The 21,460-nt window shown below is 71.9% G+C and carries 24 protein-coding genes; 13 read left to right on the top strand and 11 right to left on the bottom strand.

What is annotated here, in order from left to right:
• Positions 1-81 precede the first annotated feature (81 nt).
• Complete coding sequence (locus tag AB0K35_RS24410) at positions 82-1,092, bottom strand: phosphotransferase (RefSeq protein ID WP_363887818.1); 1,011 nt, start codon at positions 1,090-1,092, stop codon at positions 82-84.
• A gap of 125 nt (positions 1,093-1,217) precedes the next feature.
• Between AB0K35_RS24410 and AB0K35_RS24405 the strand changes: the two genes are divergently transcribed.
• Positions 1,218-1,862, top strand: a complete 645-nt coding sequence (locus AB0K35_RS24405) for an NAD(P)H-dependent oxidoreductase (RefSeq protein WP_238668382.1) — start codon at positions 1,218-1,220, stop codon at positions 1,860-1,862.
• 82 nt (positions 1,863-1,944) lie between these two features.
• Here AB0K35_RS24405 and AB0K35_RS24400 read toward each other — a convergent pair whose 3' ends face one another.
• Complete coding sequence (locus AB0K35_RS24400; protein WP_124778425.1) at positions 1,945-2,436, bottom strand: type II toxin-antitoxin system PemK/MazF family toxin; 492 nt, start codon at positions 2,434-2,436, stop codon at positions 1,945-1,947.
• 51 nt (positions 2,437-2,487) lie between these two features.
• Here AB0K35_RS24400 and AB0K35_RS24395 point away from each other — a divergent pair, with 51 nt between their 5' ends.
• Both AB0K35_RS24395 and AB0K35_RS24390 read left to right on the top strand, forming a co-directional pair.
• Positions 2,488-3,003: an NUDIX domain-containing protein gene (locus tag AB0K35_RS24395; RefSeq protein ID WP_363887815.1), complete on the top strand. Its 516-nt coding sequence runs from the start codon at positions 2,488-2,490 to the stop codon at positions 3,001-3,003.
• A gap of 26 nt (positions 3,004-3,029) precedes the next feature.
• Entirely contained in the window at positions 3,030-4,268 is a 1,239-nt protein-coding gene (locus tag AB0K35_RS24390) for a hypothetical protein (protein WP_363887812.1), read from the top strand.
• 54 nt (positions 4,269-4,322) lie between these two features.
• Here AB0K35_RS24390 and AB0K35_RS24385 read toward each other — a convergent pair whose 3' ends face one another.
• The 5 genes from AB0K35_RS24385 to AB0K35_RS24365 form a co-directional block, all read right to left on the bottom strand.
• A complete protein-coding gene (locus AB0K35_RS24385; protein ID WP_363887809.1) occupies positions 4,323-4,838 on the bottom strand; it encodes a DUF2267 domain-containing protein in 516 nt (171 codons plus the stop codon).
• 40 nt (positions 4,839-4,878) lie between these two features.
• The gene (locus AB0K35_RS24380) at positions 4,879-5,277 is read right to left on the bottom strand and encodes an NUDIX domain-containing protein (protein WP_238668386.1); all 399 of its coding nucleotides are present in this window, start codon (positions 5,275-5,277) and stop codon (positions 4,879-4,881) included.
• A 51-nt stretch (positions 5,278-5,328) separates the two neighbouring features.
• Positions 5,329-6,615 (bottom strand): hypothetical protein, encoded by a 1,287-nt coding sequence (locus tag AB0K35_RS24375; RefSeq protein ID WP_363887856.1) that lies wholly within the window; start codon positions 6,613-6,615, stop codon positions 5,329-5,331.
• A gap of 116 nt (positions 6,616-6,731) precedes the next feature.
• On the bottom strand, positions 6,732-7,553 hold the full coding sequence (locus AB0K35_RS24370) for a sugar phosphate isomerase/epimerase family protein (RefSeq protein ID WP_238668387.1): 822 nt from the start codon (positions 7,551-7,553) through the stop codon (positions 6,732-6,734).
• Entirely contained in the window at positions 7,550-8,590 is a 1,041-nt protein-coding gene (locus AB0K35_RS24365) for a zinc-binding alcohol dehydrogenase (protein WP_363887805.1), read from the bottom strand. Before AB0K35_RS24365 ends, AB0K35_RS24370 begins: the two co-directional genes overlap by 4 nt.
• A 116-nt stretch (positions 8,591-8,706) precedes the next feature.
• On the opposite strand from AB0K35_RS24365, the gene AB0K35_RS24360 reads away from it, so the two are divergent.
• The 4 genes from AB0K35_RS24360 to AB0K35_RS24345 are packed head-to-tail and all read left to right on the top strand — an operon-like array spanning position 8,707 to position 12,580.
• A complete protein-coding gene (locus AB0K35_RS24360; RefSeq protein WP_363887803.1) occupies positions 8,707-10,101 on the top strand; it encodes an extracellular solute-binding protein in 1,395 nt (464 codons plus the stop codon).
• Complete coding sequence (locus AB0K35_RS24355) at positions 10,098-11,054, top strand: sugar ABC transporter permease (protein ID WP_363887801.1); 957 nt, start codon at positions 10,098-10,100, stop codon at positions 11,052-11,054. The genes AB0K35_RS24360 and AB0K35_RS24355 overlap by 4 nt, the downstream gene beginning before the upstream one ends.
• A complete protein-coding gene (locus AB0K35_RS24350; protein WP_196927015.1) occupies positions 11,054-11,920 on the top strand; it encodes a carbohydrate ABC transporter permease in 867 nt (288 codons plus the stop codon). The genes AB0K35_RS24355 and AB0K35_RS24350 overlap by 1 nt, the downstream gene beginning before the upstream one ends.
• Before the next feature lie 54 nt (positions 11,921-11,974).
• Entirely contained in the window at positions 11,975-12,580 is a 606-nt protein-coding gene (locus AB0K35_RS24345) for a class I SAM-dependent methyltransferase (protein WP_363887799.1), read from the top strand.
• A gap of 44 nt (positions 12,581-12,624) precedes the next feature.
• Here the strand turns inward: AB0K35_RS24345 and eccB are convergent, their stop codons facing one another.
• From eccB to AB0K35_RS24330, 3 genes are read right to left on the bottom strand one after another with little or no spacing between them, the layout of a single operon-like run.
• Positions 12,625-14,010 carry a type VII secretion protein EccB gene (eccB, locus tag AB0K35_RS24340; RefSeq protein WP_238668392.1) on the bottom strand — a complete coding sequence of 462 codons (1,386 nt, stop codon included), beginning with the start codon at positions 14,008-14,010 and terminating at the stop codon, positions 12,625-12,627.
• Between the two features lie 24 nt (positions 14,011-14,034).
• A complete protein-coding gene (tnpB, locus tag AB0K35_RS24335) occupies positions 14,035-15,405 on the bottom strand; it encodes an IS607 family element RNA-guided endonuclease TnpB (RefSeq protein ID WP_238668393.1) in 1,371 nt (456 codons plus the stop codon).
• Positions 15,402-15,530 (bottom strand): hypothetical protein, encoded by a 129-nt coding sequence (locus tag AB0K35_RS24330; protein WP_266302799.1) that lies wholly within the window; start codon positions 15,528-15,530, stop codon positions 15,402-15,404. The genes tnpB and AB0K35_RS24330 overlap by 4 nt, the downstream gene beginning before the upstream one ends.
• Before the next feature lie 183 nt (positions 15,531-15,713).
• Between AB0K35_RS24330 and AB0K35_RS24325 the strand changes: the two genes are divergently transcribed.
• Together AB0K35_RS24325 and AB0K35_RS24320 are read left to right on the top strand one after the other, a co-directional pair.
• A complete protein-coding gene (locus tag AB0K35_RS24325; protein WP_363887796.1) occupies positions 15,714-16,433 on the top strand; it encodes a spermidine synthase in 720 nt (239 codons plus the stop codon).
• A 97-nt stretch (positions 16,434-16,530) separates the two neighbouring features.
• Positions 16,531-16,707, top strand: a complete 177-nt coding sequence (locus tag AB0K35_RS24320) for a hypothetical protein (RefSeq protein WP_238668395.1) — start codon at positions 16,531-16,533, stop codon at positions 16,705-16,707.
• A 16-nt stretch (positions 16,708-16,723) separates the two neighbouring features.
• Here the strand turns inward: AB0K35_RS24320 and AB0K35_RS24315 are convergent, their stop codons facing one another.
• The gene (locus tag AB0K35_RS24315; RefSeq protein WP_363887794.1) at positions 16,724-18,526 is read right to left on the bottom strand and encodes an acyl-CoA dehydrogenase; all 1,803 of its coding nucleotides are present in this window, start codon (positions 18,524-18,526) and stop codon (positions 16,724-16,726) included.
• 153 nt (positions 18,527-18,679) lie between these two features.
• Between AB0K35_RS24315 and AB0K35_RS24310 the strand changes: the two genes are divergently transcribed.
• From AB0K35_RS24310 to AB0K35_RS24295, 4 genes are all read left to right on the top strand, one after another.
• On the top strand, positions 18,680-19,102 hold the full coding sequence (locus tag AB0K35_RS24310) for an MmcQ/YjbR family DNA-binding protein (RefSeq protein WP_363887792.1): 423 nt from the start codon (positions 18,680-18,682) through the stop codon (positions 19,100-19,102).
• Positions 19,103-19,255: 153 nt separating this feature from the next.
• Positions 19,256-20,293 carry an L-dopachrome tautomerase-related protein gene (locus AB0K35_RS24305; RefSeq protein WP_363887789.1) on the top strand — a complete coding sequence of 346 codons (1,038 nt, stop codon included), beginning with the start codon at positions 19,256-19,258 and terminating at the stop codon, positions 20,291-20,293.
• A 99-nt stretch (positions 20,294-20,392) separates the two neighbouring features.
• Entirely contained in the window at positions 20,393-20,992 is a 600-nt protein-coding gene (locus AB0K35_RS24300; protein WP_363887787.1) for a DUF4291 domain-containing protein, read from the top strand.
• A gap of 77 nt (positions 20,993-21,069) precedes the next feature.
• On the top strand, positions 21,070-21,450 hold the full coding sequence (locus AB0K35_RS24295) for a VOC family protein (protein ID WP_238668400.1): 381 nt from the start codon (positions 21,070-21,072) through the stop codon (positions 21,448-21,450).
• Positions 21,451-21,460: the final 10 nt, after the last annotated feature.

Below are 21,460 nucleotides of genomic sequence, written 5' to 3'. Positions count from 1 at the left end.
GAGGTGGCAGGGAGCGGGTTCGCTCTTTGCCTTACTGTCTTGTCAGGTGCAGACGAGCCGCTCGCCGCTCAGAACCGCCGGTCACGCCTCGCGCAACGCCGCGTGGGCCAGAGTGACCAGACCCACCTGTGACACCAGCCCGCGCACGATCCGCGCCGCCCGGTCCCGGTCGGCCGCCTCGGCGTCGAGGTCCAACGCCTGCCGGGTCCAGTCGCTGAGGTCGTCGAGCGCGCGGACCGCGAGGAACCAGGCCAGGCGCGCCCTGTCGACCTCGGCCGTGCCGTAGCCGTCGAGCACGGCCCGCTGCTGGTCGGGAGTGATCGGCGCGAAGGCGAGCACCCCGCCGCGCACGAACATGAGGTCGCACTCGGGCGGGGCGAGCACCGCGTCGTCCCAGTCGATCAGCCAGACCTGTCCGTCCGCGCCGAGCAGCAGGTTGCCCAGGTGCGGGTCACCGTGGCAGACGACGTGCGAGCCGGGCCGGTCGCGCTGCTCGGCCGCGCGGCGCTCGACCTCGCGGGTCAGGAACCGCAGCCGGTCCGCCACCGCTGACCACACCCCCGCCAGCTCCGCGACCAGCGGGTCCGCGAGATCGCCCGGGTCTGGGTCGCGCAGCCGCGCGGCCACCGCCCGGGTCGCGGTCACGATCGTGGGGTACGCCGCCCCGCCCGCCGGCAGCAACCGGCCGAGCTCCTCGGTCACCGGCACCGCGTGCACGGCGGCCAACACCTCGCCGTACGCCCGCCAGTGCGCGCCGGTCATCGGACCGTCGAGCGCCCGCTGGTCGGACACCCACGGCACCACCGACAGGCGGCGGCCGTCGTGGTCGATCGACAGCCGCCCGTCGTCGGCCCGCAGCGGCGCGACGATGCCCGGCACGCCCTGTCCGGCCAGGTACGCCGTCACGACCAGACCGGCCGGGGTGCCGCCACCGCTCAGCTTGACCGCGTACCGCGAGCCGTCGGCGGCCTGAGCGAGCCACAGTCGGGCGTGCTGGTCCGCACCGGAGGTGACAATCTCCATTGCGGACAGTTGCAGGCCGAAGCCCGTCCGTACCTGTTCGGCCACCTGCCGTGTGACGTCCTGCACCATGCGGACACCATGCCAGCGCTCCGGCCACCGACCCAGCGGTTTTGTCGGTCGCCGGGGTGTTCTGAGACGTCCTATTCGGGTATGGGAACCCAGTACTCGAATCACGACCGCCGAGAGGACCCGACGTGGCGACCATCCGCGCCCTCGTACTCAACTGCACCCTCAAGCCGTCGCCTGGGCCGTCGAGCGCCGAGCAGCTCGGTCGGGAAGTGCTCGCCGAGTTGGCCGCGCAGGGCGTGGAGGGCGAAATGATCCGGGTCGTCGATCACGATGTGCGTTTCGGGGTGTCCACGGACGAGGGCGACGGCGACGGTTGGCCGGCGATCCGCGCCAAGTTGATGGCAGCCCAGGTGCTGATCATCGCCACGCCGATCTGGCTCGGTCAGCCCTCCAGCGTCTGCAAGATGGTCCTCGAACGCCTCGACGCCGAGCTGTCCGAGACCGACGCCGAGGGCAGGCTCCGCACCTACGGCAAGGTGGCCGGCGTCGCCGTGGTCGGCAACGAGGACGGCGCCCACCACACCATCGGCGAGGTGCAGCAGGCACTCAACGAGGTCGGGTTCACCATCGCCGCCGCCGCCGCGACCTACTGGGTCGGCGAGGCGCTGCACACAGTGGACTACCGTGACGCCGGCCCCAAGCCCGACACCACCGGCCGCACCACGAAGGCTTTGGCGCTCAACACCGCGCACCTGGCCCGACTCCTCGCCGACCAGCCCTACCCGCCGCCGGACGCGAAGGGTGCCGGGGTCGGCCCGAGCCGCGAATAGACCTCACCCGCAAGGTGCCCCACCGCTGGGGCAGCCCTGCGCGCGGCTCGCTACCGCTCCGCCCCAGCCGCACCCGGCGCGGTCAGCGCCAGCCGTAGCCGGCGCGCAACGCCTGCCCGACCCGGTCGAACCGGGGCCGGTCCAACACGGCGCCCTCCCGGCGGATGCTGTCCTCGCGCATGGTGAGCACCCGGTCCAGCCGGACCCAGCTCGGCCGGTTGTCCCGGTCCCACTCCCCCGGCCCGAGCGCGAACCAGTGCCGCTGCCCGTCCCGATCGCTCTGGCTGGACAGCATCAGCCCGAACAGGGTCCGGCTGTGCCGCCCGACGACCAGCACCGGCCGATCCTTGCCCTGGCGGGGGTCGTCCTCGTACGGCACCCACGTCCAGACGATCTCACCCGGGTCGGCCTGACCGTCCCGCTCCGGAGCGTAGGTCAGCTCCCGACGCTGCAACGCGCTCACCTGACGGCGGCGGGCCACCTGCGCCGGTGCCGGCCCGGTACGCCGGGGCGACGGGATCACCGCACCGACCCGGGAGATACGCGCCGCGACATTCCTCAACAGACCAGCCACGGCGGGCAGCCTACCCGCCGTCGCGGCGGGCGGGTGCGACAGACTGGCCCGATGGACGAGCTCCCCCGCGACCTGCCGATCCTGGAGCGACGCGCGGTGCGGGTCGTGGTCACCGACGGCACCGACCGGGTCCTGCTGTTCCACACCCGCGACCCGGACCACCCCCGGCTGGGCACCTGGTGGGAACTGCCGGGCGGTGGCATGGATCCCGGTGAGACCTACCGCGACACGGCGGTACGGGAGCTGCGGGAAGAGACCGGCATCGTGATCACCGCCGACCAGGTCGGTGCGCCGAACTGGCGGCGGCGGGCCAGCTTTCTGCACCGCCAGGTGCGGCACGTCCAGGACGAGGTTGTCGTCGCCGTACGGCTGGCCGGCCCCGGCCCCGACGTGGACGAGACGCACCGGCTCGACTACGAGCGGGAGGACTACTTCGGCTTCCGCTGGTGGCCGTTGCCCGAGGTGGTGGCCAGCCGGGAACGCTTCTACCCCGGGCATCTCCCCCGGCTGATCACCCCCTTTCTCGCCGGCACGCGGATCGACGAGCCGTTCGAACTGTGGTCGTGAGCCGGGTCGGCGGGCAGAGTGTGGGCATGAGGAGCGATCTGCACGGCCCGTTGTCCGCGTACGCCGCGCGACTTCACGCGACGGTCGGCGACGGGCACCACGTCGCCTCCCCGCTCGGCGCCTGGCTGCTGCTCGCGGTCACCGCCACGACGGCCGACCCTGATCCGGCCGTAGCGGATGGAGCCGCCGTGAAGCTGGCGCAGGCGCTGGGCACCGACCTGCCGAGCGCGGCCGAGGTGGCCCGAACACTGTTGGACGCGCCGCACCCGCTGGTCGGGTCCGCCACCGCGCTCTGGCACACAGCGGGGCAGGGCGACGACGGATCGGCGGCGTGGCGGGCCGCGCTGCCCCGCGCGACCGAGGTCGGCGCACTGCCCGATCAGGCCGGGTTGAACGCCTGGGCGCGCGAGCACACCCTCGGCCTGATCGAGACGTTTCCCCTGAAGGTCGAATCGGAGGTGGTGTTCATCCTGGCCAGCGCGTTGGCGACCCGGGTGTCCTGGGCGACCCCGTTCGACGTCGCCGATGCACGCGCGCTCGGCGCCGGCAGCCCGTGGGCCGGCCAACTACGGCGGGCGCTGCGCAGCCCGAGCCAGGGCCACCGCTGCGCCATCGTGTCCACCGCGCAAGCCGGTGACGTGATCGTGCACGCCGCACCGGCCCGGACGACCGACGGCGCGGGGCTGGTGGTCCTCTCGGTGGCCGCCGCGCCGCAGGTGCCACCGGCCGAGGTGCTGGCCATCGCGTACGACCTGAGTGCCGACGCGGCCGACGGCGCGCAACCAGCGGGCAGCCGCTCGCTGTTCGACCTGCCGCTCGGCGAGACTCCGCTCTGGACGCTGACCGAGGAGCGGGTACACACCTGGGACCGTGACGGCCGCGAAGAACGGCACAACGCCGTCCTCCCCTGCTGGTCCGCTCGGAACGACCATGACCTGACCGCTTCGGCGCTCGGCTTCCCCGCTGCGGCCACCACGCTCGCGGCGGCGCTGGCGCTACGGATAGACGACTTCACGGCACGGCAGACGGCGGTGGCCCGGTTCGACAGGTACGGCTTCGAGGCGGCGGCGGTGACCGGCATGGCCGGAATTACCAGCATGCCGCCGGAGGGTGTGGCCCGCACCGCCGAGCTGCGCTTCGGCAACCCGTACGCGGTGGTGGCCGTCGCCACCGACAGCCGGGCCGACGGCGTCACCGGCCCGTGGCACGGGGTACCGGTCTTCTCCGCCTGGGTCGCCGAGCCCGAGGAGGTGCCCGAGGCATGAGTTGACTCGCGGACCAGCCGGCGGCCGGGGTGCTCCGGCAGACACGAGGTCAGCTCAGAAGCCGCCGTCGCGCGGCAGTCGCGCCACCATCTCCCGGAACTCCCGCACCGTCATCGCCGTGCGCAACGTCGCGAAGACGGCGCCGGTCCCGGCCCGGGCGGTGGCCGGGTCCACCCCGGCACGCTGTTCGACCCGACGAAGGAACTCCGTCGGGCCGGCCTCCATCGGGGTCGCTCCGGCACCGCCGACCCCCAGGCCCACCCCGCTGGTCAACCCATCGGCCCCAGCATCCGGGCCGAGGACCCCTGCCGGATCCGTGGCCGGAAGGGCCGTACCGGCCGGATCCGGGGCCGGACCGAAGGCCCCGGCCGCATCGGGGGCCGGGCCGCTCAGGTAGCCGTCGACCTCGTTCGGAAGGTGCCCGACGAGGTCCCCGGGCGCGTCGCCGGTAACCCGCTCGGCCAACGTCTGGAGCACGGCGCGGGCGAGCACGCCGGCCTCCTCGGCCGGCAGGCCGGACCGTTGGGACACCGCGTCGATGAAGTACGGGAACCCGTCGCCGTCGGTCACGCTCGGCCGGTTACCCCTGGCCGGCCGCGACAAACTGCTGCTAGGTCAGCAGCCCTTCCGCCAGCAGGTGGTCGAAGATGATCTGGTCGACCGGCGAGGTGCGGTGTCGGTCCGCGTACCCGAGCCAGGCCATCTCGGCGATCTCGCTGGCCGGTCGCAGTTGTCCCCGATAGTCGGCCCGGTAGCAGGTCATCCGGACGGTGATGCCGGTCGTGTGGCCGTGCGCCTGTGCGGTGAAGGTGCCCAGGTGCACGGCACCTGGCACGTCGACCTCGACGCTCAACTCCTCGTCGATCTCCCGACGCAGGGTCTCCAGGTCGGTTTCGCCCGGCTCGCGCTTTCCGCCCGGCAGGTACCAGACGTCCTTGCCCACCGACCGGGTGCTCAGCACCCGACCGTCCTCGACGAGGATCCAGGCCACCTTGTCGATCTCGCGCACGATGCTCCTTACGGCCGCCGGGATCGGGGACGCTACCACCCGGCGCCGCGCTCAGTCGGCGAGCAGGTCGAGCAGCAGCGCGGCGCTCCAGCTGAACGCCGGTGAGCCCAGCCCGGCGCCGGTGTCCGGGTGGAAGTACTCGTGGCAGCCGGCCCCGGCGACCAGACCGATCATCGAACGGCGCAGCCCGGCGGCCAACTCCGGGTGCCCGTGGCCGAGCAGCCCACGCCGGACCAGCCAGCCGATGTTCAGCCAGCTCGGCCCACGCCAGTAACGAAGCGGCTCGAAGTCGGGTGCGGTGCGGTCGTAGGTGGGCAGCGGCCGGTCCATCCGACGGGCCACCCCGAAGCGCACCGACCGGGCCTCGACGACCAGCGCGTCGACATTCCGGGTCGGCAGGTCGGGCAGGATCAGCGGGGTCAGCCCGAGCACGGTACGGGCGCTCACCAGCCGGTCGGTGCGCAGGTCACGGGGCTGGAACGTGCCGGTGTCAGGGTCGTACAGCCGGCGTACCAGTGCTTCGGTGATGCGGGCCGCGCGGACCCGGTGCGGTCCGGGGTCCCCACCGACGAGCGCGGCGATCTCGGCGAGGGCGTGTTCGGCGGCCCCGAACGCCGCGTTGAACAGCGGGCACTCCACCAGGAACGGGTGCCCGCCGGCCAGGTCCCGGTCGGAGTAGCAGTGGTCGCGGTAGGCGGCGACGATCGCCAGGTAGCGCGCGTAGTCCAGGTCCGTGGGGCGGTGCGCGGCGTCGGCGTGCGTGGTGTCGTGCCGACGGTACGCCCGCATCACTGCCGCCTCGGCCGGCACCGCGGCCATCGGCTCGTCCCACGCCGGGCTGTTGTCCAACCCCGACTCCCACGGGTGCACGACGCAGACCAGTCCGTCACCGGCCACGTCCCGCCGGTCGGCCAGGTAGCGCTGTTGGGCGACCAACGCGGGGTAGAGCACGCGCAGCGCGGCCAGGGCGGTCGGGTCGGGCGTCCGCCGGTACGCCAACAACGCGGCGAGCGCGTGCACCGGCGGCTGGACCAGGCCGGAGGTGGCCACCGTCGGCGCTCCCGGCACGTCGGCCGATCGCCACATCTCCGGCCCCGGGAAGTACGCGCCGACCCGCAACGCCGGGTTGAACACGATGTGCGGCACCCGTCCGTCGGCCCACTGCGCCCCGAACAGGCTTGCCAGCTCCCGCCAGGCACGGTCGGGGCGGACCTGGGCCAACCCGATCGCGATGAACGCGGAGTCCCAGCTCCACTGGTGCGGGTAGAGCGTGCGTGAGGGCACCGTGTGGTCGTGCTCCCAGTTGGCGTCGAGCGTGTCGATCGCGAGCCGACGCAGCCCGCCCGCGTCGGCCGGGCCACCCGTACCGGCGGTGTCGGTGCGCGTCGGCCCGGCGTCGGCGGGCAGGCCGACACCGGCGGTCGCGTCGACGCTTGTCGGCCCGGCGTCGGCGCTCACGCGGCGGCCCGCCGAGGCAGCGCGTGTCGCAGCACCGTGGCCGCCTGTTGCAGGGCGCGGACCGGGTCGCCGCGCAGCCGGCACTCCAGGGACAGCCACCCCCGGTAGTCCAGCTCCAGCAGGGTACGCACCAGCGCCGTCCAGTCCAGGTGCCCGGCGCCGGGCTGGTACCGGTTGGAGTCGCTGACCTGGACGTGCCCGAGGTACGGCGCGGCGGCGCGCAGCGCGCGGTGCACGTCGTCCTCCTCGATGTTCATGTGGAAGGTGTCGGCGACCACCCGGACCGACGGCAGCCCGAGCGCGGCGCAGAGCGCCACCGCCTCGTCGAGACGGTTGACCATGTGGTCCTCGTACCGGTTGAGGGGTTCCAGGAAGAGGGTGACGCCCTCGGCCCGGGCGTGTTCGCCCAGCTCGCCGAGGGCGTCGAGGAGCACCTGCCGGTCGCCGTCCGGCGGGCGGGGCGGCTCGAACGGCGGGAGTCGTCGGGAGAACATCCCCCAGGCGGCCGGGGTCATCACCCCGACGCCACCCAGCTCGGCGATCACCGAGAGTTGGGAGCGCAGGTTGTGGACGGCGTCGGCGGACCGCGCGCTGTCGAAGTCGCCGATGAAATGGTCCATCTCGACGCAGACGGTGGGCATCACCACCCCGGCGGCGCGGGCCCGGCGCAGCTCGGGCAGCCGGCGGGCGAACGCCAGGTCGCCGCGGCCGCGTAGTTCGATGCCCTGGTAGCCGAGGGCGGCCGCGAGGGCGTACTTCTGGATCAGGTTGGTGCCCGGCAGGAGTTGTTCCTGGCAGGCCAGCGCGATGGTGGTCATGAGAACCTCAGCACGACTTGGAGGACGTCACCGGCGCCGCGGTCGAGCAGCGCGAGGGCGTCGGCGACCGCGCTGGCGTCGACGATGTGGCTGACCAGCGGCAGCGGGTCGACGCTGCGGTCGGCCACCAGGTCCATGAAGGTCTGCGCGACCCGGTCTCCGGTCCACCGGCCGGCCATGCTCGGCGCGGGGGTGGGCCCGGAGACCTGGGCGGCCACCAACTGGATGCGGTTGTGGTGGAACTCCTCGCCGAGGCCGAGCGCGTCGGCCTGGCCCTGGTAGAAGCCGGCGGCCACGACCCGGCCGGCGTGGGTGGTGGAGCGGATCGCCTCGTGCAGCGCCGGGTACGCGCCGGACAACTCCAGGCAGACGTCGGCTCCCCGGCCGTCGGTGGCCTGGCGCAACACGGCGGCGGCGGAGGTGACGGTGGCGTCCACAGTGGATTTTGCGCCGTATCTGGCGGCGTGCTCCAGCCGGTCGGGAACCGGGTCGACGGCCACCACCCGGGCCCCGGAGAGCACGGCGAGCCGGGTAGCGAGCAGCCCGATGACGCCCTGGCCGAAGACGCCGACCCAGTCACCGAGGTGCAGGTCACCGGCGAGCACGGCGGTCAGCGCGATGGCGCCGGGGCGGGCGAAGACAGCGGCGAGCGGATCCAGCCCGGCGGGGAGCGCGCGGACCGCGTCGGCGGCGAGCACGGCCTCGGCCCGGTGCCCCCAGATGCCCCAGACGAGCTGCCCCGGATGCCGGTCGGTGACGTCCGGCGCGACCTCGACGACCTCGCCGACCTCTTCGTAGCCGAAGCCGATCAACGGGTAGGGAACCGGGCTCTGTCGGGGGACGAACATCCGGGCGGCGTCGTCCCAGTCTTTGCTGAGCCGGGGATTGCTGCCCCGGTAGAGGGTCAGCTCGGTGCCGGCGGAGATGCCCGAGTAGCAGGTGCGGACTCGGACCTGGCCGGGGCCGAGCGGATCCGGCGGGCAGGGCTCGAGGCTGATGCGTCGAGGCCCGGCGAGAGAGACCACCCAGTTGCCCATGTGTCACATCCCGGTAGCACTGGGCTCCAGGATAGACACAAAATCGCGATATGTCTTGTTATTGATCAATCGAAGGTGTTGAATCCGGCATGTACCCTTCGAGAGGAGTGCCACCGATGTCAGCACCTCCGAGGCGGATACTCGCCACCACAGTGATCCTGGCACTGACCGCGTCCACCCTGCTGGCCTGCGGCGACGACGAACCCGACAGCAACAGCAAGAAGATCACCGTCTGGAGCCTGGAGGACGTGGCCGACCGGGTCACCGCCACCAAGGCGATCATCGCCGACTTCACCGCCAAGACCGGGATCCAGGTCGATCTCGTGACCGTCAACGAGGACCAGTTCCCCTCCTTGATCGCCGCAAACGCCGCCGCCGGCGACCTGCCCGACGTGGTCGGGTCGGTCTCCCTCGCCGGCATCCGTACGCTCGCCGGCAACGAGCTGCTGCACACCTCGGCGAACGCGGAGGTCGTCGACAAGCTGGGCAAGCAGACGTTCTCCCCCCGAGCGCTGAAGCTCACCTCCGACGACGGCAAACAGCTCTCCGTGCCCAGCGACGGTTGGGGGCAACTGCTCGTCTACCGCAAGGACCTGTTCGCCGCGGCCGGCCTGCCCGCCCCCGACACGTACGAGCGGATCACCGCCGCCGCGGCCCGACTGAACACCGGCGGCGTCGCCGGCATCACCGCGGCGACCGCCCCCAGTGACGTGTTCACCCAGCAGACCTTCGAGCACCTGGCGTTGGCCAACGGCTGCCAGCTCACCGACGACTCGGGGAAGGTGACACTGGATTCGCCCCAGTGCGTCGAGGCGTTCCGCTTCTACGGTGACCTGATCCGCACCAGCTCGGTGAAGGGCGCGCAGGACGTGGACACCACCCGGGCCACCTACTTCGCGGGCAAGGCCGCCATGGTGATCTGGTCACCGTTCATCCTCGACGAGCTGGCCGGGCTGCGCAACGACGCCAAGCCGACCTGCCCCCAGTGCCAGGCGGACCCGGCCTTCCTCGCGAAGAACAGCGGGTTCGTCACCGCGATCAAGGGCCCGAACGGCACCGAACCGGCCCAGTACGGCGAGATCAGCTCGTGGGCGGTTCTCGACGGCGCGGTGAGCGACCCGGCGAAGTCCTTCGTGGAGTACATGCTCAGTGACGGCTACCCGCGCTGGTTCGGCGTGTCCCCCGAGGGCCGCTTCCCGGTGCGCAAGGGCACCCCCGCCGAGCCGGAGGCGTACCTGACCGCCTGGAACACCAGCCAGGCGGGCGTGGACGCGAAGAAGCCCCTCACCGACGTGTACGGCGACGAGGTGCTGGCCACGCTGCGCCGCAGCCCGGACACCTTCGGGCGCTGGGGGCTCAGCCAGGGGCAGGGCAAACTCGTCGGCGCCATGCTCGGCGAGTTGCCGGTGCCCAAGGCCCTGGGCGACCTCGTCTCCGGCAAGTCCGACGCGGCGGCCACCGCCAACCGCGCCACGAAGGACGTGGACGCCATCAAGGCCGGCGTCAATTGACCACCACCGCGCCCGGCCCCGGCCGCTCCCCCACCAGGGAGCGGTCGGCGCCGCCCCGGCGCCGACAGTTGACCCTGCGCCGCCGCGAATCCCGGGCCGGGCTCGCGCTGGTCGCACCGACACTGCTCGTCACCATCGCTGTCATCGGCATTCCGATCGTCTGGACGGTGGTGCTCGCCTTCCAGCGGGTCCGGCTGGCCACTCTGCGCAAGACCGGTCTGTTCGGCGATTTCACGATGGACAACATCGACCGGGTGCTGCACACCCCCGGCTTCGCCGAGACGCTGTGGGTCACGCTGATCTACAGCATCGGCGGCACCGTCGGGTCGATAGTGCTCGGCCTGGTGGCCGCACTGGTCGTCCGCCGGCCGTTCCGTGGTCGCACCCTGGTCCGGGCGTCCATGCTGCTGCCGTACGTGGCGCCGGTGGTCGCCGTGACGTTCGTCTGGCAGGTGATGCTCGACCCACAGCTCGGCATCGTCAACGCGTGGGGTCAACGCCTGCTCGGCTGGGACGCCCCGGTGCCGTTCCTCACCCAGGAGTCGACAGCGTTGGCCACGGTGATCGCCTTCGAGGCGTGGCGGTACTTCCCGTTCGCGTTCCTGTTCCTGCTGGCCCGGCTCCAGGCGGTGCCCGGCGAGTTGGAGGAGGCCGCCCGGGTCGACGGCGCCACCCCCACCCAGCGGTTCCGGCACATCCTGCTGCCGCAACTGCTGCCGGTGATCGCCCTGCTGGGCGTGCTGCGCTTCATCATGACGTTCAACAAGTTCGACGACGTCTACCTGCTCACCGGCGGTGCGGCCGGCACCGAGGTGGTCAGCGTGCGGGTGTACGAGTTCCTCACCGCCCGTACCGACATCGGGGCCGCGGCCGCGCAGGCGGTCGTGCTGGCCGTGGTGCTCATCGTGTTCGTGCTGATCTATCTGCGCTTCTTCGGACGGAGGGTGAGCTGATGGACCGGGACGTGGTCGAGACGGTGAGCCTGCGTTGGCTGCGCCGCCTGGTGATCGCCGTGTTCCTGGTGATCACGGTCTTCCCCTTCTACTACATGCTGGTGCTCTCGGTGCGCCCCATCGAGCGGCTGCTGCTCGACCCCGGGGCGCTGGTGGTCGGCTTCGGTGAGCTGACCGTCGCCACGTACGCCGAGGTGTTGAAGGCCACCGACGACGGTGGCCAGGGTTTCCTGACCTTCATCCGCAACAGCGGAATGGTCGCCGTCGCGGCGACAGTGCTCACTCTCCTGGTCGCGATCCCCGGCGCGTACGCGGTGGCCCGGCTGCGGTTCTTCGGCCGGCGACAGGTGGACTTCCTGTTCCTGGCGGTCTACCTGTTCCCGTCGATCGTCATCGCGATCCCGTTGTTCGTGGTCTTCACCCGGGCCGGGCTGCGCGGCTCGCTGTTCGGTCTGGTGCTCGTCTACATCTCGCAGACGTTGCCGGTGTCGGTCTACATGCTGAAGAACTACTTCGAGACCATTCCGGTCAGCCTGGAGGAGTCCGCCGCCATCGACGGCGCCGGCCGGCTCGGCATCATCCGCCGGGTCAGCCTGCCCCTGGCGATGCCGTCGATCATGGCGGTCGCGCTCTACGACTTCATGATCGCCTGGAACGAGTTCCTCTTCGCCCTGCTGTTCCTGGTCGACAAACCGAACAGGTGGACGGTGTCACTCGGGTTGTCACTGCTCGCCGACGGGGTGGAGGTCCCCAAGACCGTGCTGATGGCCGGGTCGGTAGTGCTCACGCTGCCCATCGTGATCCTCTTCTTCGCCAGCGAACGGCTGCTCACCGAGGGGCTGACCAGCGGCGCGGAGAAGGGATGATCGTCTCGTCCCGGTCGCCCGCCCGGCCGCCACCGGCCCGGATACGGTGGCCTCATGGCCAACCCGACCCGCTGGGCGACCGACACCGGTCCCGAGCACTCACAGTGGTATATCGACCGGTTTAGGAAGCTCGCGGCCGAGGGCGCTGACCTGGCCGGCGAGGCCCGACTGGTGGACGCCCTCGTCGCGCCCGGCTCCCGCATTCTCGACGCCGGCAGTGGCACCGGCCGCGTCGGCGCCGCGCTGGCCGGGCGGGGTCACACGGTGGTCGGGGTGGACGCCGACCCCGCGCTGGTGGATGCCGCCCGCGCCGACTATCCCGGCCCGACGTGGCTGGTCGCCGACCTCGCCGAACTGGATCTACCGGCGCTGGGTGAGGCCGAGCCGTTCGACGCGGCGGTGCTGGCCGGCAACGTGCTCGCCTTCGTCGCCGTCGGCACCGAACCGGAGGTGCTGCGCCGGGTCGCGATGCACCTGCGGCCCGACGGGGTGCTCACCGTGGGCTTCGGCACCGAGCGTGGTTACCCGCTGACCGCGTTCGACGCCGACGCGGTGGCCGCCGGCCTGCGGGTGGAGCAGCGCTTCGCCACCTGGGACCTGCGCCCGTGGCGTGACGACGCGCCGTTCGCGGTCACCGTCCTGCGCCGCCCGGCCGACTGAGCACCGTCTGCCGCGCGCTGCTCCGCCGCAGGGCCGGGTCGCCCTCAGTCCCCGGCGGCGACGGCGCGGGCGGCGGCCGGGTCGAGGGTGGCGCCGGCAGGCACCAGGCTGACCAGCCCAGCCGGTAGCCGCACCGGCCGCACGTCGCGGTAGCCGAGCATCGGGAGCACCTCGCGGTCGGCCAGCACGTAGCGTCGGCCCAGGTCGGTGACCACGGAGACCGCGCCGCCGGTCGCGCCGGGCGCTGCGGCGGCCTCGACCACAGCGCCGCGGCCTGGCTCCACCACCACATGGTCGGCCAGCACCGCGCCGCCGGTCGTCGCGGTGCGAGGCACGGCCGTCAGGTCCCGCAGCGGTACGCCCCAGCGCACCTCACCAACGCCGCCATCGTCGCCGATGCGGGTGCAGAGCGCCCCGCCGTCGCCGGCCGCGAGCCGGGGCGGAGCCGGTGGTGGGGCGTTCGGACCGGTTGGGGCGAGATCAGGCACCGTGGGCAGCGCCGCGAACCGACCCAACGTCATCGGCACCGGCTCGACCTGCCCGGTGCGGGCCAGCAGCAACCCCGCCTGCAACTCGGTGATGCCGGCCAGACCGGCGTCGAGCGCCACCGCGTACTGCCGGCCGCCACCGGAGTTGCTCACCAGGTAGACCGTGCCGATCGCCGCACCCGGCACCCGGGTGGCGGGCCGACCCAGCGCGGGCAGGTCGAGCGGGGCGAGGTCGGTGCCGGCGGGCAGCGAGTTGAGCAGTGCCGGCGCTACCCGGACCGCCTGGGCGCGGGTGGTGGCGAGCGCCGCCAGCACCCGGCTGGGATCACGGACGAGGTAGCGGCGCTGGTGCCAGACCAGGTGCAGCCCACCGTCGGGGTGACGCAGGAGCAGCGCGTCGTCGCCCAACTGCCGACCGCCGTCGGGCTCGGTGCCGATCAGCAACGCCGAGCGGGGCGCCTCGCCGCCCGCACCGGCCGGGACCGTTGAGCAGACCGTCCACGCCGTGGCGGCGAGCCGGCCCGGGGCGGGCAGCGAGTCGGGTGCGTCGGCGATGCCCAACGGCAGCCCGCGCGGCACTCCGTCGATCGTGCGTCGGGACACCAGGACCGTCTTCGAGCGGTCCGCACCGACGATGAGCAGCGCCGAGGCGTAGTTGAGCACCGGGTGCAGCTTCTGCTCGCGGTAGACGAACCGGGCGCCGGACTCCTTCTCCACGATCACCGCGCCCGGGTCGCGCCACCCCTTGCCGCCGCCGGCGAACAGGCCGTAGAGGGCGAAACCACCGAGCCCGATCGCCGCGACCAGGACGCTGGCCAGGCCGGCGCCGGCCAGCCGCCGAAACGGCGACTGCGCGGGGTCGGTCTCCCGCATGACCAGGGCGGCGACCGCCCGCTGGACGCTGAACTGGTAGGAGTGCAGCTGGTCCTGCCGCGACGGCATGAGTCCGTTACCTTTCGGTGCGCTCTAGTGAGCGCGTGATTGGTTGCCCCGCCTTGCGGTGGGGGCGGTCCCGGTCTTGCCGGCGGATGCCGTGCCGGGTTCACGTTTCACAGCCACCTGCCCTTGTGTGTGGGTCTTCTGGTCGGCTCCGCGTGCTGCCACCGAGCCACTCCCGGCGGTGTTGAGCTCGGCCGCGAGGGCGGCCAGGTTGAGTGCGGCGTTGCGGTCACGGTCGATGACCAGACCGCACGCCTCACAGTCGTACTCACGCTCGTGCAGGGCGAGCTTGGCTTTTACCGCGCCGCAACCCGAGCAGGTTTTCGAGGACGGATACCAGCGGTCGGCCACGAGCAACCGGCCGCCGTTCCACCTGGTTTTGTATGCCAGCTGACGGCGGATCTCGGCGAACCCGGCGTCAGCGATGTGCCGGGCCAGCCGCTGGTTGCGCAGCATGCCCGCGACGTTCAGGTCTTCGACAACGATGGTGCCGTGTTCGCGTGTCAGCCTCGTGGTGAGCTTGTGCAGCCCGTCGCGGCGCAGGTTCGCGACTCGCGCATGGGCGCGACCAAGTCGGTCCGAGGCGCGTTGCCAGCGGTTCGAGGGGCGACAGCCGGTGCGCCGGTCGGGGCCGGACTTCCGCGACGACGCCCGACCGAGCGCCCGCAGTCGGGCCTGCGCGGCGACGAGGTGGCGCGGGTTGTCGACCCGCTCGCCGGTGGACAACACCGCAAGATGTTTGATCCCGACATCCACCCCCACCACCGAGCCGCGCCGGGCCGGTTGCCGTTCGGTCCGCTGCACCTCGACGGTGAACGAGACGTGCCACCGTCCGCCGTCGCGGCGCACGGTGGCGGACATGATCCGCGCGGTGCCGCCCTCGATACGGCGGGCGAGCTTGCGGGCGGATTCGTGCAGCTTCAACCGTCCCAGCCTCGGCAGCACCACGTGCCGGCGGTCGGGCTCGACGCGGATCGCGCCGGTGGTGAACCGCACCGACGGTGTGCCACGGCGGCGGGACTTGAAGCGGGGGAAACCGACCGGCCTGCCGGCCCGCCCGCCCTGACGGGAGTCAGCCCAGTTCTTCAAGCCGCGGGCGAGAGCGTCCAGGCCGGTGTTGAACGCCTCTTTCGACACCTCACCCCACCACGGCGCCGCTTTGGCCTTCGCTTCGTTCCACGCCTTGCGCAGCCCGGCGAGCGACCACGGCAGTGACGGCGTCAGGAACTCATCCGGCACCCCATAGGAGCGCTCCGCAGCGCGCTGGTCCATGACCGCCTTGACCCGGGCGAGCGCCCAGTTGTGCGCCACTCGCGCGGCCCCCACATGCGCCCTCACGGCGCGTTCCTGGCCTGGGGTGAGGTCGAGGGCGAACCGGTAAGCCTGGATCGTCTTCACGTCGGATCCTCGATGACCACCTCGGCCGCGCGGCGAGCCGGTACGCGGGAACAGGCAACGTCCCGGACTCGTACCGCCGTCGCGTACGAGACGCCGGTAGCCGCCGCCCACTCCTTCAAGTTCACACCGCCCCTCTAGACGACCACTGAACACTCCTGACCGTCAGAACGCCAGCAGTTACTTCCCCTCCAGTGGATCGGCCGGGCACAGGATATGCGCTGCGTCGATGTCCCGTGGACCCTGCGTGGCCGCCCGGCGCGGGGCAACCGGTACCATCCGTGGACGAATCCGGCGGCGAGAGGGCATCCGTGGGCGCGCGTTTCGAAGAGCTGGCCTGGCGGGAGACCCCGATCGGCGCGATCAGCCTGCGCCGACGCCGGGACCCGGCACTCCAGGTCGAGGTCTACGAGGTCAAGCTCGACGACGAGTACCTGATGTCCAGCCTCTTCCCGGTCGCGGAGATCGAGCTGGCCCGGCTCGGTCTCGCCGAGGTGGCCGGTGAATCGCTCGACGTGGTGGTGGGCGGTCTCGGGTTGGGCTACACCGCCTGCGCGGCGCTGGGCGACCCCCGGGTGCGCTCACTGTTCGTGGTGGAGGCGATCGAGGACGTGATCGACTGGCACCAACGAGGGCTGTTGCCGTTCGCGGCAGGGCTCGCCGAGGACCCGCGGACCCGCTTCGTGCAGGCCGACTTCTTCGCGGCGGTGGCCGGTGACATTGGCTTCGACACAGAGGTGCCCGGCCGGCGGTTCGACGCGGTGCTGCTCGACGTCGACCACTCCCCGCGCAACGTCCTGCACCCGAGCCACGCGGCGTTCTACCCGCCGGCCGGGTTGCGTCGCCTGGCCGCCCTGCTGCGCCCCGAGGGCGTCTTCGCGCTCTGGTCGGACGACCCGCCGGACGCCGAGTTCACCGCCGCGCTCACCGAGGTGTTCGTGAGCGTACGCGCGCATGTCGTGCCGTTCGCCAATCCGCTGACCGGCGGGGAGTCGGCAAACACCGTCTACGTGGCGCGTACCGGCTCCTGATCGACTTCGGTGTGCCGCGCGCGCATGGTGTCGGCCGGACGGGGAACGAGAAGCCGGGGCCGGCCGCACCAGGCGCGGCCGGTTACGGGAGGTCGACATGCGTGCACTGCTCTGGGTTGTCGGCGTGGTCGCCGGCGTGCTGATCCTGCTCGGGTTGGTTCTCGAGGCGGTCCGCTGGCTGATCATCATCGGTGTGATCGCGCTGGTGATCGTGATCGTCTGGGGCTTCGTCAAGGGGCGGCAGGCCATGAGTCACCAGTCCCGCCGACGGTGACCGGCGGCGGGGCCGGTCAGAACCAGTCCGGGCGCATGTCGAGCGTGGTTCGGTCCATGTTCGCCAGCAGGTCGAACTGCGGGCCGGTGCGGGGCAACTCGACTGCGAAGAAGTAGCGGGCGGCCTGCCGCTTGCCGGCGTGGAACGCGTCGCCGACGCCCTCCGCCGGCAGCGCCAGCACCTGCTCCAACCACATCCACGCGATCACCACGTGCCCGACGGCCTCCAGGTAGGCGCTGGCGTTGGCCAGTGCGAGCACCGGGTCACCGTCGGCCCACAGTCGGCGGGTGACAGCGGTGACCCGGTCCACCGCGGCGGCCAGCCGGTCCGCCAGCTCGGACGCCTCTCCCCCGACCTTCCGGGCCCGCTCGACCGTGTCACCGATCGTCGTGGTCAACAGGGCGAGACCAGCGCCGCCCTGCATGATCATTTTGCGTCCCAGCAGGTCCAGTGCCTGGATGCCGTGGGTGCCCTCGTGGATCGGGTTGAGCCGGTTGTCCCGGTAGTGCTGCTCCACATCGTGGTCGCGGGTGTAGCCGGCACCGCCGAGCACCTGGATCGCGAGGTCGTTGGCGGCGAGGCACCACTGCGACGGCCAACTCTTGGTGATGGGGGTGAGCACGTCCAGCAGCAGGTGCGCGCGCTCGCGGTCGGCCTCGGCCGGTGCGGTCTTCTGCTCGTCGAGCAACCGCGCGCAGTAGAGCACCAGCGCCAGAGCCCCCTCCACGTAGCTCTTCTGGGCCAGCAGCATCCGTCGGACGTCAGGGTGGTCGATGATCGGCACCTGTGCGGCGGACGGGTCCTTCGCGCCGACCGGCCGGCCCTGCGGCCTTTCCTTCGCGTACGCCAGGCTCTTGAGGTAGCCGGTGTAACCCAGCGCGGTGGCGCCCGCCCCGACCCCGATCCGGGCCTCGTTCATCATGTGGAACATCTGCGCCAGACCCTGATGCGGCGCACCGACCAGGTGACCGACGGCTCCGGCGCGGCCGGCCGGGGCGTGCGCGCCGTCACCGAAGCTGAGCAGGGTGTTTGTGGTGCCCCGGAATCCCATCTTGTGGTTGAGCCCGGCCAACGCCACGTCGTTGCGCTCGCCGAGCGACCCGTCCGGTCCGACCAGCACCTTCGGCACGATGAACAGCGAGATGCCCTTGACGCCGGGCGGCGCGCCCGGGATGCGTGCCAGCACCAGGTGGACGATGTTCTCGGCCAACTCGTGGTCACCGCCGGAGATCCACATTTTGGTGCCGAAGAGCCGGTACGTGCCGTCCGCCTGCGGCTCGGCGCGGGTGGTGATGTCGGCCAGCGAACTGCCGGCGTGCGGCTCGGACAGGCACATGGTGCCGAAGAACCGGCCGTCCAGCATGGGCCGGACGTAGGTGTCCACCTGCTCGGGGCTGCCGTGGGCCAGCAGCAGGTTGGCGTTGCCCAGGGTCAGGAACGGGTACGCCGAGGTGGCCACGTTTGCGGCCTGGAACCAGGTGAAGCACGCCGCCGCGACGGCGTGCGGCAGTTGCAGGCCACCGACAGCGGCGTCCAGCCCGGCAGTGAGCAGGCCCGTCTCGGCGAAGCTGTCCAACGCCGCACGGACCTGCGGGATCAGCCGCACCCGCTGCCCGTCGAAGGTGGGCTCGGCCAGGTCGGCGGCACGGTTGTGCGGGGCGAACTGCTCGGTGGCCACCCGCTCGGCGAGATCGAGGGCGTCGTCGAAGGTCTCCCGGGAGTGCTCGGCGTAGCGGGGCCGCTCGACGAGCTCGGACACCCGCAGCCACTCGTGCAGCAGGAAGTCGAGGTCACGGCGGGAGAGCAGGGTGGACGGCACGGCACTCCTCAGCGGGCACGGGGGCGGGTCGGGCCGGGGCGACGGCCCACTGTCGCCCCGCCCATCCTGGCGGATCCACAGAACGCGCACCACCGGCCCGGGCCGGCTTCGACGAGCGGAACTTGTCACACCGACCGCCTAGCGTCGTTGCCCGTGAGCGCACCTGGAGACGTCCCGCCCGAGGTCCTCGACCGGCTGCGGCCGATCTGCCTCGGGCTGCCGGAGACCTACGAGGAGCCCGCCTGGGTCGGCACCCGCTGGCGGATTCGCAAGCGGACCATCGCCCACGTGCTCACCGTCGACCCCGACCGCCAGCCGGTGCACGCACGGGCCGCCGCACTCGACCAGCCCGCCTGCCTGCTGACCTTCCGGTCGCCACTCGACGAGATCGCCGGGCTCCTCGCCACCGGGCACCCCTTCTACAAACCGGACTGGAGTCCTAACGTGATGGGCATGGTCCTGGACGAGAACACCGACTGGGAGGAGGTGGGTGAGTTGCTCACCGAGAGCTACGTCGTCATGGCCCCGAAGCGGCTCGCCGCCCGGATCGGCCTCCCGGCACCGCCGACAGGTTGAGCGCCGCTGGCACCCTCTCGCCGGATCAGCGCCGGCGGTGTCCTGCGGCCGGCGGTTTCGGCCGGCGCGCTCCGGGGATACCGCGCCGGATGGCAGTAGCCGTCGGTCACCGGCCGAAACCGAGGCGCCGCCGGGCGGGTGAGGAGCAGGTCCATGTCGTCGCTGCCCACCGAGGAGGATCACCGGTTGACGCCGGTGTTCCAGGAAGACCGGGTGTGCACGGGCGTGACCACAGTGCGCGGGCGGGTGTTCCTGAGCTACCCGTCGGCGGATCGGCCCGGCGTGCAGGTGGTGGAGGCGCAGCCGGACGGCCGTCGTGTCCCCTACCCCGACGCCGAGTGGAACAGTGCCAACCAATCGCCGAGTGGGGCGTTCGTGCACGTCAACGGGTTGCGCGTCGGCCCGGATGGCCGGTTGTGGATCGTCGACTCGGGTTCGCCGCAGATCGGCGGCGCGCAGGTGCCGGGCGGTGCTCGGCTGATTGCTGTCGACCCGGACGACGACAACGTGGAGCGGGTCTACCACCTCGATGAGGCGGTGCACCCGGGCAGCTACGTCGACGACGTCCGATTCAACGGCCGGATGGCGTACTGCAGCGACGCCGGGGCGGCCGGCCTCATCGTGCTCGACCTCGACTCGGGTCGGTCGAGACGGGTGCTGGACGGGCATCCGAGCACGGCGGGCGGCCCGGTGGTCGCCGACGGTCGCGTGCTGCGCGACCCGGACGGCGCCGAGGTACACCTGCACGTGGACCAGTTGGAGGTGTCGCCGGACGGTCGCTGGCTCTACTACCAGCCGGCCTCGGGCGGAATGTCCCGGATCGCCACCCGCTGGTTGGACGACCCGTCGGTGTCCGCCGACGAGCTGGCCCGGACTGTCGAACGCTGGTGTGACACACCCAGCACCGGTGGCACTGCCATCGACGCCAACGGCACCATCTACCTCAGCGATCTGGAACGGCGGCGCGTCCTCGTCCTCGCACCCGACCGCAGCGTGCGGACGCTCGTCGCCGACCCCCGGCTGGCCTGGGTGGACGCGATGTGGCTCGACGCCGACGCGCGGCTCTGGATGCCGGCGGCCCAGCTGCACCTGACCGCCGGGCTCAACGGCGGGGTCTCGGCCGTCGACTACCCCGTGCAGATCTACCGGATACCGGTCGAGGCCGGGCCACCCGCCCGGGACCACCCCTGAGTGCCCAGTCCGGCAGCCGCCGGTTCGCACCGGGCAGCCCCGGCCTGAGTACGAAAATGCCGGTGGAGAGAGTGCGGTCCGACGGGTGAAGATCAGGGTGTGTCCGTTCCCGCGCGTCAGATCCGTGCTCGTTACTCGACAGACACGATCACCGTGTACCAGGCGTACCCACCGGAGATCGCGCTGCCGGCGGTGGCCGCCGGTCGCTTCGTGGCTCCCTTCAAGCGTGACCGGATGACCTGGATCAAGCCGTCCTTCCTGTGGATGATGTACCGCTGCGGTTGGGCCACAAAGCCCGGGCAGGAGCGCGTCCTGTCCATCGACATCACACGGGAGGGCTTCGAGTGGGCGCTGACGCGAGCCTGCCTGAGTCATTACGACCGGAGCCTGCACGGTGACCGGGCCACGTGGTCACGGCACCTCAAGGCCAGCCCGGTACGGGTGCAGTGGGACCCGGAACGGACACTGCACCTGAGCGCGTTGCCCTACCGGTCGTTGCAGGTCGGGCTGTCCGGCGAAGCTGTCGCCCGCTACGTCGACGACTGGACGGTCAGCATCACGGACATCACCCCCACTGTCCACCGTGTACGGGAACTGGTGCGGGCACGGGACGTGCGAGCGGCCACCGACCACCTGCCGGCCGAACGAAGCTATCCGCTGCCGAGGCGGATCGCGGCCCACCTCGATGCCACCGGGTGAGCCAGCGCGGTCGTCGTCGCGCAGGTGCCACGCATCGCGTCGCGCAACACATCGACATTCTCGATATCCTGGCCGGCATGCACCGAAGCCGTGTGTACGCGCTGCTGATCGACGCTCCCGAGGCGGAGGCCGCCCAGGCTGCGGAGTTCTGGTCGGCGGCGCTCGGTGTCGGCACCCGGCCCGTTCCGGCCGAGCCGCAGTTCGTCGGCCTGCACGAGGCGCTGCCGGGGCTGGTCACCGCGGTCCAGGCGGTCGACGACGCGCCGCGCTTCCACCTCGACATCGAGACCGACGATGTGCCGGCCGAGACCGGGCGGTTGATGGCTCTGGGTGCCACCGAGGTGTCGCGGTGGCTGGAGTGCCGGATCCTGCGGGCGCCCGGTGGCCACCTGCTCTGTGTGCTTCCGGTGGCGAGTCCGCCGGAGGTGTTCGCGGCCGAGGCCCGCACCTGGTCGTGACCCGCCGACC

Source organism: Micromonospora sp. NPDC053740, from assembly GCF_040677775.1.
Classification (GTDB): Bacteria; Actinomycetota; Actinomycetes; order Mycobacteriales; family Micromonosporaceae; genus Micromonospora; species Micromonospora alfalfae.
The sequence above is the reverse complement of the archived record's forward strand: the minus strand, read 5'-3'. Positions and strand labels throughout refer to the sequence as shown.

Coding starts and splice junctions, on each gene's coding strand:
- AB0K35_RS24410 (WP_363887818.1), bottom strand. CDS start 1,092: ATGGTGCAGGACGTCACACGGCAGGTGGCCGAACAGGTACGGACGGGC.
- AB0K35_RS24395 (WP_363887815.1), top strand. CDS start 2,488: ATGGACGAGCTCCCCCGCGACCTGCCGATCCTGGAGCGACGCGCGGTG.
- AB0K35_RS24390 (WP_363887812.1), top strand. CDS start 3,030: ATGAGGAGCGATCTGCACGGCCCGTTGTCCGCGTACGCCGCGCGACTT.
- AB0K35_RS24370 (WP_238668387.1), bottom strand. CDS start 7,553: ATGACCACCATCGCGCTGGCCTGCCAGGAACAACTCCTGCCGGGCACC.
- AB0K35_RS24365 (WP_363887805.1), bottom strand. CDS start 8,590: ATGGGCAACTGGGTGGTCTCTCTCGCCGGGCCTCGACGCATCAGCCTC.
- AB0K35_RS24360 (WP_363887803.1), top strand. CDS start 8,707: ATGTCAGCACCTCCGAGGCGGATACTCGCCACCACAGTGATCCTGGCA.
- AB0K35_RS24350 (WP_196927015.1), top strand. CDS start 11,054: ATGGACCGGGACGTGGTCGAGACGGTGAGCCTGCGTTGGCTGCGCCGC.
- AB0K35_RS24345 (WP_363887799.1), top strand. CDS start 11,975: ATGGCCAACCCGACCCGCTGGGCGACCGACACCGGTCCCGAGCACTCA.
- eccB (WP_238668392.1), bottom strand. CDS start 14,010: ATGCCGTCGCGGCAGGACCAGCTGCACTCCTACCAGTTCAGCGTCCAG.
- AB0K35_RS24320 (WP_238668395.1), top strand. CDS start 16,531: ATGCGTGCACTGCTCTGGGTTGTCGGCGTGGTCGCCGGCGTGCTGATC.
- AB0K35_RS24305 (WP_363887789.1), top strand. CDS start 19,256: ATGTCGTCGCTGCCCACCGAGGAGGATCACCGGTTGACGCCGGTGTTC.
- AB0K35_RS24295 (WP_238668400.1), top strand. CDS start 21,070: ATGCACCGAAGCCGTGTGTACGCGCTGCTGATCGACGCTCCCGAGGCG.